Here is a 14,434-nt window from a genome sequence, read left to right as displayed (position 1 = left end):
CGTCCGATTATCGGACGCCTTCGGCCGGTGAACGGGAAATATCGGGAGGCGAGATGCCGTATTACCGCAGCGTCGGCGAGGTGCCGCGCAAGCGCCACACCCAGTTCCGGCAGCCCGACGGCAGCCTCTACGCCGAGGAGCTGATGGGCCAGGAGGGCTTCTCCTCCGACTCGTCCCTGCTCTACCACCGGCACGCGCCCACCGCGATCCTGGCCGCCGACGAGTTCACCCCGCCCGCGTTCACCCGGACGCCGAACCTGCCGCTCAAGCCCCGCCACCTGCGCACCCACAAACTGGACACCGGCGGCTCCGACCCCATCCTCGGCCGGCAGTACCTGCTCGCCAACGACGACGTACGGATCGGGTACGTCCTCGCCGACCGACCCTCACCGCTGTTCCGCGACGCCACCGGCGACCACTGCCTCTACGTCGAGTCGGGCACCCTGCGGGTCGAGTCCCCGTTCGGAGTGCTGGACGCGGTCGCCGGTGACTACGTCGTCATCCCCACCTCGACCATCCACCGGCTGGTGCCCACCGGCGACCAGCCCGTCCGGCTGCTCGCCGTGGAGGCGTCCGGGCACATCGGCCCGCCCAAGCGCTACCTCTCCGTACGCGGCCAGTTCCTGGAGCACTCGCCGTACTGCGAGCGGGACGTCCGCGGCCCCGACGCCCCGCTGCTCGTCGACGGCGAGGAGGTCGAGGTGCTGGTCCGGCACCGTCGCGGTTGGACCCGCTACGTGTACGCGAACCACCCGTTCGACGTGGTCGGCTGGGACGGGCACCTCTACCCGTGGGCGTTCTCCATCCACGACTTCGAGCCGATCACCGGCCGCATCCACCAGCCCCCACCTGTGCACCAGACCTTTCAGGGGCCCAACTTCGTCATCTGCTCGTTCGTGCCGCGCAAGGTCGACTACCACCCGCAGTCGATCCCGGTGCCGTACAACCACCACAACGTCGACTCCGACGAGATGCTCTTCTACACCGGGGGCAACTACGAGGCGCGGCGCGGCTCCGGCATCGAACAGGGCTCGATCTCCCTGCACCCGTCCGGTTTCACCCACGGCCCCCAGCCGGGTGCCGCCGAGCGTTCCATCGGCGCGGACTACTTCGACGAGCTGGCCGTCATGGTCGACACCTTCCGCCCGCTGGATCTCTGCGACGCCGCCAGCGCCTGCGAAGACGAGGGGTACGCCTGGACCTGGGCGCGTTCTGTGTAGTCGCCGTTCGGGGTTTCGCCGGAGCCCACCCGCTCTGGGCGGTCAGGCTTGATCCCGACGCGGGCGGGCTCCGGCGAAACCCCTGACCTGGTCGAGCTACGCGACGCTGGTGATCTTCTGGGTTATGCTGGGCGTTGGGGCCCGGGGTTGGGTCAGCGGATGGCGGTTCTGGTGAATACGGCGAACTCGGCTACCGCCGTGGTGGCGATGGCCAGCACCAGGGGCCACGGGGAGCCGACCATGGCGTACACCAGCAGCAGCAGCGGCGCGGCGGCCACGGCGTAGATGGCCAGGGCCATCGCCCGGTCCGAGTGCAGCAGGGCGGGCAGGACGGTCCGGGTCAGCCCGGGCAGCCGAGCCGCGAGCTGCCAGACGATGATCCCGCCGGTCAGGGCGGCGAGCACCGCCAGGACGCGGGAGAACCCGTCGCTCGCCGACGCCGCGAACGCGACCAGCACCGCCGCCACCAGCGACCAGCCCGCGCCGTAGAGCATCAGGCGGTGCAGCCCGTACGCGAGGGTTCGTGGCGAGTCGATCCGGCTCGGGCTGACCGTCACCGCCTCCGCGACGTCTTCCAACGCCTCCGACCAACGACGCTGCTCCAGCCGCATGACACCCACATCGTGGCCGGCCTCGCCGATCCGCGGGTCGAGCCGCAGCGCCTCCCGGTAGGCGCGCTCGGCCAGGTCGAACAGGTCCAGGCGGGCGGCGACCAGGCTGAGCACCAGGTGCGCCTGCGGCTCCTGCGGGCCCAACTCGACACCGCGCCAGGCCGCGTTCAGCGCCGGCTGACCGTTGCGGGCGCCGGCCAGGATCGCCGCGGCGCTCCGCTGGGCGTACGCGTCGGCCGGGCCGAGGGTGAGGATCCGATCGGCGGTGGCCGCCGACTCGCTGTAGCGCTCCAGGTCGGCCAGGGCCATGCCCCTGGCGACCAGTGGCGGCAGGGCCTCCGGTGCGGCCGCCACGGCCGTGTCGGCGGCGGTGAGCGCCTCGGCCGGGCGGCCGGCGGCCAGGTGCACCCGGGCCAGCATGGTTAGCGCGTCGACGTCATCCGGCTGGAGGGCCAACCCGTAGGCCAGCTCCCCGGCCGCCTCGTCGTAGCGGCCGAGTTCGGCGAGGAGTTGGGCCCGCTGGACGTAGCCGTCGGCGGCGAACTGGTCGGGGGCGGGGTCGCTGGACATCGCGGCGAGCCTAGGCGGCCGACGCGTCGTACACCAGGGCCACCGCGACCCCGGCCAACCCTTCCTCGCGGCCGGCGAAGCCGAGCCCGTCCGTGGTCGCCGCAGAGACGGTGACCGGGGCGCCGACCGCAGCGGAGAGGACCTCCTGCGCCTCCGCGCGGCGCCGGCCGATCTTGGGGCGATTGCCGATGACCTGCACGGACACGTTGCCGATCTCCAGGCCGGCGACGCGCACCCGACGGGCCGTCTCGGTCAGCAGAGCCACCCCGGACGCGCCGGCCCACTCCGGCTGGCCCACCCCGAAGGCGGAACCGAGATCACCGAGACCGGCGGCGGAGAGCAGCGCGTTGCAGGCGGCGTGCGCGGCCACGTCGGCGTCCGAGTGCCCGGCGAGGCCGTCCTGATCGGGCCAGAGCAGCCCGGCCACCCAGCAGGGCCGGCCCGGCTCGAACGCGTGCACGTCGGTGCCGATGGCCACCCGGGGAACGATCATGATCAGAGGGTACGCGTCAACCGGCAGCGGCAAGCAGATGCTCGGCCAGAGCCAGGTCGAACGGTCGGGTGATTTTCACTGCGTACTCCGAGCCGGGCACGCAGCTCACCGCGACGCCCTGCTTCTCGACCAGCCCGGCGTCGTCGGTGAGGGAGTCACCGGCGGCGGCGTGGGCGGCGCTGAGCACGGCCCGACGGAAACCCTGCGGGGTCTGCACCGCGCGCAGGGCGGAACGGTCGACGGTGCCGAGCACGACCTCGTCGGCACCGACTTCCTTGATCGTGTCGACGACCGGTAGGACCGGGATCACCGCGTCACGCCCGCCACGCACCGCCGCCGCGACAGATTCGACCAGATCAGGTGGGGTGAGCGCCCGGGCGGCATCGTGCACCAGGACGATCGTCGGGCCGGCGGGGACCGCGGCCAGCGCGGCGGCCACCGACGCCTGCCGTTCGGCACCGCCGGGCACCACGATCACCGGGGCGACCGGGGCCAACAGCTCGCGGACGGCCTGCACCTCGGCGGCCGGCGCGGCCACCACGATGGTGTGCACCGACGGAGCGGCGGCCAGTCGACGCACGGCGTGCACCAACAGCGGTTCACCGGCGAGCAGGCGCAGCGCCTTGGGTCGGCCGGGGCCGAGCCGTACGCCGGCACCCGCCGCAGGCACGAGGACCGCGACGTCACCGCGCGGATTGAGCTGCGCGGTCACGTCGCGGTCCTCGGTGGTTTCTTCACTACGAAGTGGGTACGACGATGCTGTGCGGACTAGGCCTCGGTGAGGACCTTGTCGAGCAGCGTCTCCGCCTCGTCCTTGGTGCTCTTCTCGGCCAGCGCGACCTCGCCGACGAGAATGTCGCGGGCCTTGGCGAGCATCCGCTTCTCGCCCGCAGAGAGGCCCCGCTCCCGCTCCCGGCGCCACAGGTCACGCACGACCTCGGCGACCTTCAGCGGGTTGCCGGAAGCCAGCTTTTCCAGATTGGCCTTGTAACGCCGCGACCAGTTGGTCGGCTCCTCGGTGTGCGGAGCCCGCAGAACGTCGAAGACCTTCCCGAGGCCCTCTTCGCCGACCACCTCGCGGACGCCCACGATCTCGGCGTTCTCGGCAGGCACCCGGACCGTCAGGTCACCCTGCGCGACCCTCAGGACGAGGTATTGCTTAGGCTCGCCCTTGATGACCCGAGTCTCGATTGCCTCGATGAGTGCGGCCCCGTGGTGGGGGTAAACAACGGTCTCGCCGACACTGAAAACCATAGGTTCGAAACCCCTTTCGCTGTGTCTAGGGTAACACGCTCAGGCACCGATGTCTCACCGATGTCCTGACCGTTGGCGCAGCTCAGGGGCCCTGTGAGAGGTCTTGCTTCAGCTTGACAGGCGGTCAAACCGATGGTTCGAACACGCTCCGTAACGCGGAAATGACTGCCCGGTACGGGTGAACAGAACGTCGAGATCAAGGGCTATGCGCTCCTCCCATGGTAGCCCGGCCAGCAGGACTGCGCCCAGATGTAGCGGGAGGAGCCCCTGGTGCGCGACCCTGGAGACCGAGCCGCACTCCGCTCTCGAGACGCTTCCAGGAGGTCCGATGGGCAAGCCGGACGCAGAGGGTCACGGGCCAGCCGACGGCCTGCCCGGCCTACCGCCCGAATGGGGCCGCGTGGTGGTTCCTGACGACGCCTCCGCGCTGGCCGCCGAGGCCGCTGAGATCCGCCGTGAGCTGCGCCGGGCCAGTGGCCTCCCGGGCGGTCACCGGGCCCTGGGTCTGCCGCTGGTGGTCCTGCTGGTGGCGGTCCTCACCACCTTGGCCGGCCTGCTGGCGGTCACCTGGCCCCGCGCCAACCGCGGCGCCGACCGGCCGACTCCGGCCCCCTACTCGCCACCCGCGACCCTCGTCGGTCGGGCGCTGCCCGCACTTGACCTGGTCGACGCGGACGACGCACCCGTGCCACTGCGCGGCCTGCTGCCCGCCATGATCATTTTGTTGGACGGCTGCCCCTGCCCGGACCGGGTCACCGACGCCCTGGCGGCCGCGCCCGCCGGCGTCTCCGTGGTCACCGTGACCGGAGGGCGGACGGCCCCAGCCGGGCCCACCATCGAACGGCAGGCTCGCGCCCTGGCCGACCCCGCCGGAGGCCTGCGTTCGTTCCTGGGCCAGCCGGCCCGCTCCGGCGCCGCGACCGCCCTGCTGGTCGACCGGGCCGGCACAGTGACCCGGGTGCTGCCCGACCTGGGCACTATCGAGTCCTACCGGAGCGACCTGCACGCCCTCGCCGCCTGAGCGGCCCTGTTAGCGAGGGGGCAGGGCGACGAGCTGCGCCTGGATGTCGATGGGCCGGTCGGCGGCTGACAGCGACACCAGGAACGGTCCGGCGCCGGGCAGCACCTCGGCATTGGCGATCGTGCCGTCGCAGTCGATGCGCGCCGGACCGTTGATCTTGGCTTCGTCGCTCGTCACCGCCATCGTGCCGGGGCGGGTGCACCGGTACTGGAGCAGGTAGCGGGCGCCGTGGTTGCCGGCCTGCCGGGTCACTTCCTGGCCGGGGGCGAGGTCCCGCTGCTCCCGCCAGATCGTCTCCTGGAACACGGGCAGGTCACCCGCGGAAAAGAGCGCCCGGGGATCGCCCTCGATGTCGCTGATCGAGCCCGTCGCCGGGTCGATCACCAGCCGCGGGCCGCTTCGCACCCGCAGGACCTCGCCGGTGTTGGGGTCCATCCGCACCGTCACCCGCTCGTCGGGCTCCTCAGCCGCGAGGAGACGTTCCAGTGGGGTGCTGACGCTCGGCCCGACCGATGGCACCGCCGCCGCCGAAGGGACAGCCGTCCCTGCCGTCGACGCGGGCGCGGCTGCACGCCACCACCAGGCACCGACGACCAGGACGGCCACCGCCGCGCCAAACAGGACCACCGAGCGCAGCCGGTCGTCCGAGGTCACATCCACTCCGTGAGCGTACCGGCCGGAGGCTCAGTCCTGTCGATCGAGAAGGGCGGCGTACAGGGTGAGGCCGGGGCCGAAGGCCAGCATGACGATGCGCCGAGCCGCCGGTGTCGCCCGACCCAGCCGGTCCAGGATCAGCAGCACGGTCGGCGACGAGCAGTTGCCGTGCTCGTCAAGCGTCGCCCGGGACGCCGCCAGCCCCACCGGAGGCAGCGCCAGTTCCCGCTCCACCACGTTGAGGATCCGCGGCCCGCCCGGGTGCACCGCCCAACCGTCCACCTCGGAGCTGGTGACGCCGTGTCGGGCCAACAGATCGTCGACCAGCCCGCGGACGTGCCTCGACAGCACCTGCGGCACCTTCGGCGACAACCCCATCCGGAACCCGGCGTCGGTGACGTCCCAGGTCATGTGGTCGGCGGTCGAGGTGTCGGTGACGGCGGTGACCTCGCGCACCGCGTACCCCGAGCCGCCCGGCACGACCACGGCGGCGACCGCGGCGTCCGAGAAGAGCGCGTGGGAGACGATCTGCTGCGTGTCCACCCGGGCGCTGGACGGCTGGATGTGCAGGCTGGTCAGCTCCGCGCAGAGCAGCAGCGCCGGTCGCCCCCGGGCGGTGACGAAGTCACTCGCAGCGCCGAGCCCCGGCAACGCCGCGTAACAGCCCATGTGGCCGATGAACATCCGCTGGGTGTCCGCGGCCATGCCCAGGTCCCGGGCGAGCAGGATGTCCAGCCCCGGGGTGGCGTACCCGGTGCAGGAGCAGACGATGAACAGCCCGATGTCGCCGGCGCTCAGCCCGGCCGCGGTCAACGCCCGACCCACCGCCTCCTTGCCCAGCGGCAGCGCCTCCACCTGGTAGCGGCGCATCCGGCGCTCGGTCGGCCAGTCCGAGACATCCTCCAGCAGCGGATTGACCGCGGCCTGCCGCCGGGTCACCCCCGAGTTGGCGAAGATCCGCTGGGCCAACGACCGGGTAGTGCCGGTGAAGTGCCGGGAGAAGAAGCCCTCCCACAACTCGTCCTGCGAAGCGGACGGCGGCTGCGCTGTCCCGAGCCCCGCGATCACTGGTACGAACACGATCCCCACCTCTCGTCAGATGCTGTCCTCCCCCTGGCCGTCCCACCAGCCACCTCGGCTGGTCGTTCCTCCGTGCGAGCCCGGTGCGGCGGGCTCACCAACGCGGTGCCGATCCGTCACGATCCGGGTCGCCGCCCAGTGCGGCGATGCCGAGCCAGTCGGCGCAGACATCCGACGTGGCCGGGTGCAGCGAGCCGCAGCGGGCGTCGCGGTAGAGCCGCTCCAGCGGATGTCCACGGCGGGTCGCCGAGGTGCCCGCCGCCTCCAGCACCGACGCCGCCACCTCGGCGGCCGTGGTCCCGGCGAGCAGCTTCGCCCGCCACACCCAACGGTTGGTCTCCTCGTCACCGGGCGCCTCGTCCACCCGGCGGGCCGCCTCGGCCACCACCAACTGCGCGGCGGCCGTCGCCGCGTCCGCCCGACCAAGCCGGGCCCGCACCGCCGGCAGACCGGCCAGGTTGCGGGCGTTGAGGTGCTCGACCGCCGCGTCGATCGCCGCACGGGCGACCCCCACGTAGACGGCGGCGTAGCTGGCCACCAACCAGTGCGGCATCAACTGGGCCACCACCAGCGCAAGCCCCTGTACCCCACCGAGCAGCCGGTCGGCGGGCACCGTGACGTCCAGGTGCAGGTCGTGGGAGGAGGTGGCGCGCATGCCGAGCGAGTCCCAGGTCGGCTCCACTGTCAGCCCGTCGCCGGCCGGCACCAGGAACTGTGAGACCACCGACTGGTCGGCCGCGCTGCGCGCCGCCACCAGGTAGCCGTCCGCGTGCCCGGCGCCGGAGCAGAAGGTCTTGCTGCCCTTGAGATGCCAACCCCCGTCGGTCGGCTCGTACGCCGTGGTCAGCTGGGACAGCCGCGCGCCCGCGCCACGCTCGCTCATCGCGACCGCGTACCAGGAGCCCTGCGCCGCCGCGTTGAGCAGCCGGTCGCGGGCGGCCAGCGCCTCGTCGGGCACGCCCAGCGCCTCGGCCAACTCCTCGGTCACCGCGCCCAGCGCGCCGGTCACCGAGGCGTGCATGTTGAACACCAGGGCGGTCGCACCGTTGCCCCGGGCAAGCTCAGTGGCCACCGCGGCGTACTCGGCGAAGCTGGCGCCCAGACCGCCGAGCGCCCGGGGCACCATCAGCCCGAACAGGTTGGCCTCGCGCAGGTCGGCGAAGTCGTCCACGGGGAAGGAACCGTCCCGGTCGTGCTCGGCCGCCCGCGCGGCGAACCGCGGCGCCAACCGGCGTGCTGCCTCAAGCGCGTGCACCGTCATCTCGTTCCTCCTCGGCGTTCCATACCCCGCCACGGCCTGACTATCCTTTGCGGACCCCCCGGCCCTGGTAGAGCACGGCGGTGGAGCGGGTCGGCACGATGCGCGGCGCCCGGCCGGCGGGCACCGCACCGGCCGTTCGGCTCGCGCGAGCGCGGCGCAGCAGCCAGGCGAGCATGCCGCCGACCTGCGGACGGATGCCCCGCAGGCTCAGCTCGACACCGTGTCGCGCGCACTCGGCCACCAGCGCCTGGGCGTCCACGAACAACAGTGGATCGTGGATGCCACGCGGCACCGTCGGCAGCCGCTCGGCGATCCGGACCGCGACCAGCCGGGCCAGCGCGGTGTCGTTCAGGGTGTCCAGCACCAGCACGCCCCCGGGGCGCAGCAGCCGACACGCCTCGGCCACCGCGCGCGGCCAGGCCGGCACGTGCTCCAGCAGCTCACCCGCCGAGACCACGTCGGCGCAGCCGTCGGGCAGCGGCACCGCTGTGGCATCACCCTGGACCACCCGCACCCCGTGCTCGGCCGCCTGGACGAGCGCCGAGCGGGTCAGATCCACCCCCACGTGGCGGTAGCCCTTGCCGGCCAGGTGCGGCGCGAGCAGGCCGGCGCCGCAACCCAGGTCGACAAGCAACGCGTCCGGACGGGTGGCCGGCGGCACCAGCGCGGCACGGGCCTCAGCCAGCCAGTGCAGCATCGCGAACGCGCCGTCCGGCCGCCACCACTCACCGGCCAGATCGTCGTACTGACGCGGATCGTTTCGCGGCAGCACCCTCGGACCGGTGGACGCCCCGGCCGCAGCCACGTCTCGCATGGAACCGAGCGTGGCACGACTGCTCGGTAACGACCAGACTTCCCTTATGTCGTCGAGGGTGTTAGGGCTGGTCAGAGCAAGCCATCCGGAACCGGCCGCGGCGGTGACCACGGTGGCCGGTCTGCTGGCCTGGGGAGTGGGCCACCGGCCGGCCGGAATCGTCTCGGTGGTGCTCGCCGTGCTGGCCAGCCAGCTCGCCGTCGGCTGGACCAACGACGCGTTGGACGCCGAGCGGGACGCCACTGTGGGGCGTACCGACAAGCCGGTCGCCAGTGGCGCGGTCGGTCGACGCGTCACGGCCTGGGCCGCCGCGGCGGCCGCGGTGGCCTGCCCGCTGCTGGCGCTGACCACGAACCCGGTGGCGGCGTTCTGGCTGACGCTCGCCCTGGTCTCCGCCCTGCTCTACGACTGGCCGCTCAAGGCCACCGCGTTCTCGGTGCTGCCCTACGCCGTGTCGTTCGGCGCGCTGCCCGCCTTCGTGGTGCTGGCGCTGCCCGGTCAGCCGACCCCGCCGGTCTGGCTGGTGGCGGCGGCAGCCTGCCTGGGTGCCGGTGCGCACTTCGCCAACGTGCTGCCCGACCTGGCCGACGACGCCCGCACCGGCGTGCGCGGCCTGCCCCACCGGCTGGGTGCCGCCGGCAGCCGGGTGGCCGCGGCGGGTCTCCTTCTCGCGGCGACCGCGACGCTGGTCCTCGGACCACCCGGGCCGCCGTCGGCGATCGGCTGGGCGGCGGTCGGCACGGCCGCCGTGGTGCCGCCGCTGAGCTGGTACGCCGGGCGCTCGGCGACCCGGGCCGGCCGGCGGCCGGTGGCGGCCTTCCGGGCGGTGATGCTGGTGGCCCTCATCGACGTGGTTCTGCTGGTGGCGAGCGGTCGGGTGGTGTGAACGCCACCCGGGCAGGTGGCATTGCCGGGTCCGCGTGCGGGCCTCGATCAGTCCCAACTACCCTGGAGCGCGGTCTGCGCGGGTATGGCCACCGTGCCCGGCGTACGGCCCGGGTGGGGATTGTGACGAGGAGGACCGACGTGACGCGCTCGATCAGGGGATCCCGGCGGGCGGCCCTGTTGCTGTCCGGGATTGCGGCGGCCAGTCTGCTGACGTCCGGCTGCGGCACCGGTCAGATCGCCGAGACCGCCACCAAGGAGGCGTCGGTCCAGGGCGTCAGCCTCACCACCAACAACGGATCCTTCTCCGTGCGTGGCCTGCTCGTGGACTACCCGGGCACCGAGGGCTACAAGGCCGGCCAGGATGCTGGGCTCAGCGCCGTGATCTACAACGACTCGAAGGAGACGGTGACGGTCACCGTCACCACGGAGAGCGCCCGCGAGATCGTGATCAGCGGCGGCTCGGCGAGCCCGTCGCCGTCCGCCTCGGAATCCGCCTCCATGAGCCCGTCGCCGTCCGGTTCGGCCAGCCCGTCGAACTCGACGTCCGGTTCGCCGAGCCCGTCGGTGACGCCCTCCGAGACCGGATCGTCCTCGGCCACCCCGTCCGCCCCGGAGTCGGCGCGGGCGTCCGGTTCGGCCAGCCCCTCCGCTCCCGGCCAGCCGGCCCGGATCGAGCTGGCTCCGTTGAGCTACGTCCAGTTCAACTCCGAGGCCACCACGCAGCTCCGGCTGATCGGCCTGACCGAGGCGCTGCGCTCCGGCCAGAACGTCGTCGTGACCTTCGACTTCGGCAACGGCAACACCGTCACCGGGCAGGCGCCGATCGCCGTGCCGCTCACCCCGGCAGCCCCTCCGTCGCCGATCATCGAGCGCGAGGGTGGCTACGAGGGCAACGAGGGCGGCACGACCCACGAGTGACCCGACCCGCACATCGACAAACGCCCCGGCGTGGTGACCACCACGCCGGGGTGTTTTCGTCGTACGCGAGGGCTAGCGTCCTGATGTGACCACCTCCCGATCGACCCCTCCGCGTGGCGGCACGGCCGGTGCCGCCCGTGGTCGGTCCGCCGCCCGCGATCCGCGTCCGGCCTACCAGTGCGACGCCTGCGGGCACCAGCCGCCCAAGTGGGTGGGGCGCTGCCCGGAGTGCGGCGAGTGGGGGGCGGTGGTCGAGCACACGGTGACCGGCCCGACCGTCTCCGGTCGGGTGGTCAGCTCCCGGATGCCGTCCGAGCCGGCCCGACCGATCGCCACCATCAGCGCCGCTCCGGCCCGCGCCGTGCCCACCGGGGTAAGCGAGCTCGACCGGGTGCTCGGCGGCGGCCTGGTCCCCGGTGCCGTGGTGTTGCTCGCCGGCGAGCCCGGCGTGGGCAAGTCGACCCTCCTGCTGGATGTGGCGCAGCATTGGGCGATCGGTGCCGGCAGCCCCTCGCTGGTGGTCAGCGGCGAAGAATCGGTCAGTCAGGTGCGCCTGCGCGCCGAGCGGATGGGCACGCTGCACGAGCAGCTCTACCTCGCCGCGGAGAGCGACCTCGCCTCGGTGCTCGGTCACCTCGACGCGGTCAAGCCGGGCCTGTTGGTGCTCGACTCGGTGCAGACCATCTCGACCACCGGCACCGAGGGGGTGCCCGGTGGGGTGACCCAGGTCCGCGCGGTCACCGCCGCGCTGGTCTCGGTCGCCAAGGAGCGGGGCATCGCCACAGTGCTGGTCGGGCACGTCACCAAGGACGGCCAGGTGGCCGGGCCTCGGGTGCTGGAGCACCTGGTCGATGTGGTGCTGCACTTCGAGGGCGACAAGCACTCGTCGCTGCGCCTGGTGCGCGGCGTGAAGAACAGGTTCGGTGCGGCCGACGAGGTCGGCTGCTTCGAGATGCACGAGGGCGGCATCAGCAGCCTGGCCGACCCGTCCGGGCTGTTCCTGACCCGCTACGCGGAACCGGTCCCGGGCACCTGCGTGACGGTGGCCATGGAGGGGCGGCGGGCCCTGGTCACCGAGGTGCAGGCGCTGATCGGCGCGACAGTGGCGGGTTCTCCCCGACGCACCGTCTCCGGCCTCGATTCGGCGCGACTGGCGATGGTGCTCGCGGTGCTGCAACGGCGCACCGAGCGGCTGACCCTGCACGACCGGGAGGTCTTCGCCGCCACCGTGGGCGGGATCCGGGTGGTGGAGCCGGCCGCCGACCTGGCGGTGGCTCTGGCGGTCGCCTCCGGCGGGCTCAATCTGGCGATCGCGCCGCACCTGGTGGCGATCGGTGAGGTGGGGCTGACCGGCGAGGTGCGCCGGGTCGGGGCGGTGCCGCGCCGGCTGGCCGAGGCCGCCCGACTGGGGTTCAAGGTGGCCCTGGTGCCGCCCGGCTGCGGCCCGGCCAGCACCGGCGCGGGCCCCGAGCAGATGCGGGTGACCGAGGTCACCGACGTCCGTTCGGCGCTGCACCATGCTGCCCGCGCGTCCGCCGAGTGACCCACCGTGCCGACGAGGGCGGCCAAACCGGACAGCACGTCCCAAGCGGGAAACGTTGGAAAGTGCGGCATCGTGACACATCACAGTAACCACGACAGCACCCACCGCACGGCAGTCCGTAGACTGTGCCCGTGCCGATCGACCGCGATACCACCAAGCCAGCCGGCGCGCCGCCCCAGGCCCGCACCGGCGCCGTGGGCTCGCCCGCCCGCCCGATCAGCGTGAGCGTGACTGCGGGAGCCGCCGGGAGCGCCGGAGATCCGCTACGCGCCAATCTCGCCCTGATGGCCCCGGGCACCGCCCTGCGCGACGGTCTGGAGCGCATCCTGCGGGGTCGCACGGGCGCGCTCATCGTGCTCGGCTACGACAAGGTGGTCGAGGGCCTCTGCACCGGCGGCTTCCCACTGGACGTGGAGTTCTCCGCGACCCGCGTGCGCGAGCTGTGCAAGATGGACGGCGCTGTCGTGCTCTCCAGCGACGGCACCAGGATCGTCCGGGCGGCAGTGCACCTGATGCCCGACCCGTCCATCCCGACCGAAGAGTCCGGCACCCGGCACCGCACCGCCGAGCGGGTGGCCCGCCAGACCGGCTATCCGGTCATTTCGGTTAGCCAGTCCATGCGGATCATCAGCCTCTACGTCAACGGCCAACGGCACGTGCTCGACGACTCGGCGGCCATCCTCTCCCGCGCCAACCAGGCGCTCGCCACCCTGGAGCGCTACAAGCTCCGGCTGGACGAGGTCTCCGGCACGCTCTCCGCCCTGGAGATCGAGGATCTGGTCACCGTGCGGGACGCGGTGGCAGTGGTGCAGCGACTGGAGATGGTTCGCCGGATCGCCGACGAGATCGCCGGTTACGTGGTGGAGCTGGGCACCGACGGTCGCCTGCTCGCCCTGCAACTCGACGAGCTGATGGCCGGAGTGGACGCCGACCGCACGCTGGTCATCCGGGACTACCTCCCCGTCGGCCGCAAGTCGCGCACCCTGGACGAGGCTCTTGTCGAGCTGGATCTGCTCGGTGCCACCGAGCTGATCGACCTGGTGTCGGTGGCCAAGGCGATCGGCTACCCGGCCGCGTCCGACGCGCTCGACGCCGCGGTCAGCCCGCGCGGCTTCCGACTGCTGGCCAAGGTGCCCCGGCTGCCGGTGGCGGTGGTCGATCGCCTGGTGCTGCACTTCGGCAGCCTCCAGCGTCTGCTCGGCGCGACAGTGGAAGACCTGCAAGCCGTCGAAGGGGTCGGTGACGCCCGGGCCCGCGGCGTCCGTGAGGGGCTGTCCCGGCTGGCCGAGGCATCCATCCTGGAACGCTACGTCTGACCCGGCTCAGCCGGTGACGGTGAGCTTCACCGGGTCGCTGAGCTTCGTGCCGACCCGGGCGAACACCTGGTACGACCCAACCGGCGGGAACGGCCCGCCGGCCAACGCGCCGTCGCAGCGGCTGGTGTCCCGCCCGTTCCACGGCACCTGGTAGGAGCGCTCGATGTTCGGCGTGAAGGACACGACGTCCGAGCCCTGGACCTTGCCGCAGGTGTCCGACGACCAGACCTTCTCAGCACCGGACTTGATGAAGATCTCCTGGACGTCCGCACCCACGTTGCGACTGCAGGTCCGATCCGACGTGTTCTTGATCTTCAATTGCAGCTGGACCACGGCGCCCCGCTGCACCGAGGTCGGGCTCGCCGACGAGACCACGCTGATCTCCTCATCGGTGCAGGTGCCGTCGTCCTCCGAACCGGCCGCCGCGCCCAGCGGCGGTGTGTTGCTGGTGATCGCCGGACTCGGGCTCGTCGCACCCGAATCAGCGGACGCGGACGACGACGGACCGCCGGTCTGCGGTGTCAGCACCGGCCCGGCGGGACCAGACGTCGCGGCGGACGTCGCCGACGGCGAACCGCCCGCCTTCGGCTCCTTGTCGCCGGAACGACCCGAACCGGTGCAGGAGTAGAGCAGGACAATCAGGAACAGGAACCCCGCTCCGAGTACGACGGCGCGACGCCGCCAGTACACGGCGGGTGGCAGGGGGCCGACCGTCAGACGCATGATGCCCTCCACCGTAGCCGCGCCGTACCCGGCAGTGCGGCGCGACGCGCCGGAGCCACTCCGGGGCG

At 72.6% G+C, this 14,434-nt stretch carries 15 protein-coding genes; 6 read left to right on the top strand and 9 right to left on the bottom strand.

Features of this window, described 5'->3' with window-relative positions:
• Positions 1-53: 53 nt before the first annotated feature.
• Entirely contained in the window at positions 54-1,220 is a 1,167-nt protein-coding gene (locus FB453_RS11825; RefSeq protein ID WP_145789828.1) for a homogentisate 1,2-dioxygenase, read from the top strand.
• A gap of 152 nt (positions 1,221-1,372) precedes the next feature.
• Here the strand turns inward: FB453_RS11825 and FB453_RS11820 are convergent, their stop codons facing one another.
• The 4 genes from FB453_RS11820 to FB453_RS11805 are packed head-to-tail and all read right to left on the bottom strand — an operon-like array spanning position 1,373 to position 4,148.
• Entirely contained in the window at positions 1,373-2,401 is a 1,029-nt protein-coding gene (locus FB453_RS11820; protein ID WP_145789826.1) for a tetratricopeptide repeat protein, read from the bottom strand.
• A 10-nt stretch (positions 2,402-2,411) separates the two neighbouring features.
• On the bottom strand, positions 2,412-2,897 hold the full coding sequence (gene ispF, locus FB453_RS11815; RefSeq protein WP_145790359.1) for a 2-C-methyl-D-erythritol 2,4-cyclodiphosphate synthase: 486 nt from the start codon (positions 2,895-2,897) through the stop codon (positions 2,412-2,414).
• Positions 2,898-2,910: 13 nt separating this feature from the next.
• Complete coding sequence (gene ispD, locus FB453_RS11810) at positions 2,911-3,606, bottom strand: 2-C-methyl-D-erythritol 4-phosphate cytidylyltransferase (protein ID WP_091403154.1); 696 nt, start codon at positions 3,604-3,606, stop codon at positions 2,911-2,913.
• 56 nt (positions 3,607-3,662) lie between these two features.
• Entirely contained in the window at positions 3,663-4,148 is a 486-nt protein-coding gene (locus tag FB453_RS11805) for a CarD family transcriptional regulator (RefSeq protein ID WP_007073334.1), read from the bottom strand.
• Positions 4,149-4,476: 328 nt separating this feature from the next.
• On the opposite strand from FB453_RS11805, the gene FB453_RS11800 reads away from it, so the two are divergent.
• A complete protein-coding gene (locus FB453_RS11800; RefSeq protein WP_145789824.1) occupies positions 4,477-5,169 on the top strand; it encodes a hypothetical protein in 693 nt (230 codons plus the stop codon).
• A 9-nt stretch (positions 5,170-5,178) separates the two neighbouring features.
• On the opposite strand, the gene FB453_RS11795 is transcribed toward FB453_RS11800, so the two are convergent.
• The 4 genes from FB453_RS11795 to FB453_RS11780 all read right to left on the bottom strand — a co-directional run bounded on the left by FB453_RS11795 (position 5,179) and on the right by FB453_RS11780 (position 8,978).
• Entirely contained in the window at positions 5,179-5,829 is a 651-nt protein-coding gene (locus FB453_RS11795; protein ID WP_145789822.1) for a hypothetical protein, read from the bottom strand.
• Between the two features lie 24 nt (positions 5,830-5,853).
• Positions 5,854-6,912, bottom strand: a complete 1,059-nt coding sequence (locus FB453_RS11790; protein ID WP_486480240.1) for a type III polyketide synthase — start codon at positions 6,910-6,912, stop codon at positions 5,854-5,856.
• A gap of 85 nt (positions 6,913-6,997) precedes the next feature.
• A complete protein-coding gene (locus tag FB453_RS11785) occupies positions 6,998-8,164 on the bottom strand; it encodes an acyl-CoA dehydrogenase family protein (protein ID WP_145789818.1) in 1,167 nt (388 codons plus the stop codon).
• 40 nt (positions 8,165-8,204) lie between these two features.
• A complete protein-coding gene (locus FB453_RS11780; protein ID WP_145789816.1) occupies positions 8,205-8,978 on the bottom strand; it encodes a methyltransferase domain-containing protein in 774 nt (257 codons plus the stop codon).
• Between the two features lie 46 nt (positions 8,979-9,024).
• On the opposite strand from FB453_RS11780, the gene FB453_RS11775 reads away from it, so the two are divergent.
• From FB453_RS11775 to disA, 4 genes are all read left to right on the top strand, one after another.
• Positions 9,025-9,864, top strand: a complete 840-nt coding sequence (locus tag FB453_RS11775) for a UbiA family prenyltransferase (RefSeq protein WP_225855232.1) — start codon at positions 9,025-9,027, stop codon at positions 9,862-9,864.
• Between the two features lie 140 nt (positions 9,865-10,004).
• Positions 10,005-10,784 (top strand): hypothetical protein, encoded by a 780-nt coding sequence (locus FB453_RS11770; RefSeq protein ID WP_112588159.1) that lies wholly within the window; start codon positions 10,005-10,007, stop codon positions 10,782-10,784.
• Between the two features lie 85 nt (positions 10,785-10,869).
• Positions 10,870-12,327, top strand: coding sequence for a DNA repair protein RadA (gene radA, locus FB453_RS11765; RefSeq protein WP_091403173.1), 1,458 nt, complete (start codon positions 10,870-10,872; stop codon positions 12,325-12,327).
• Positions 12,328-12,458: 131 nt separating this feature from the next.
• On the top strand, positions 12,459-13,643 hold the full coding sequence (gene disA / locus FB453_RS11760; RefSeq protein WP_030327921.1) for a DNA integrity scanning diadenylate cyclase DisA: 1,185 nt from the start codon (positions 12,459-12,461) through the stop codon (positions 13,641-13,643).
• 6 nt (positions 13,644-13,649) lie between these two features.
• Here disA and FB453_RS11755 read toward each other — a convergent pair whose 3' ends face one another.
• Positions 13,650-14,366 (bottom strand): hypothetical protein, encoded by a 717-nt coding sequence (locus FB453_RS11755; RefSeq protein ID WP_145789814.1) that lies wholly within the window; start codon positions 14,364-14,366, stop codon positions 13,650-13,652.
• Positions 14,367-14,434 lie beyond the last annotated feature (68 nt).

This window comes from Micromonospora sp. CNZ322, assembly GCF_007827755.1.
Note: the sequence above shows the minus strand (reverse complement) of the source record. Positions and strands in the feature narration are given on the sequence as shown.

Coding starts and splice junctions, on each gene's coding strand:
- FB453_RS11800 (WP_145789824.1), top strand. CDS start 4,477: ATGGGCAAGCCGGACGCAGAGGGTCACGGGCCAGCCGACGGCCTGCCC.
- FB453_RS11825 (WP_145789828.1), top strand. CDS start 54: ATGCCGTATTACCGCAGCGTCGGCGAGGTGCCGCGCAAGCGCCACACC.
- FB453_RS11780 (WP_145789816.1), bottom strand. CDS start 8,978: ATGCGAGACGTGGCTGCGGCCGGGGCGTCCACCGGTCCGAGGGTGCTG.
- FB453_RS11775 (WP_225855232.1), top strand. CDS start 9,025: ATGTCGTCGAGGGTGTTAGGGCTGGTCAGAGCAAGCCATCCGGAACCG.
- FB453_RS11820 (WP_145789826.1), bottom strand. CDS start 2,401: ATGTCCAGCGACCCCGCCCCCGACCAGTTCGCCGCCGACGGCTACGTC.
- FB453_RS11785 (WP_145789818.1), bottom strand. CDS start 8,164: ATGACGGTGCACGCGCTTGAGGCAGCACGCCGGTTGGCGCCGCGGTTC.
- FB453_RS11805 (WP_007073334.1), bottom strand. CDS start 4,148: ATGGTTTTCAGTGTCGGCGAGACCGTTGTTTACCCCCACCACGGGGCC.
- FB453_RS11755 (WP_145789814.1), bottom strand. CDS start 14,366: ATGCGTCTGACGGTCGGCCCCCTGCCACCCGCCGTGTACTGGCGGCGT.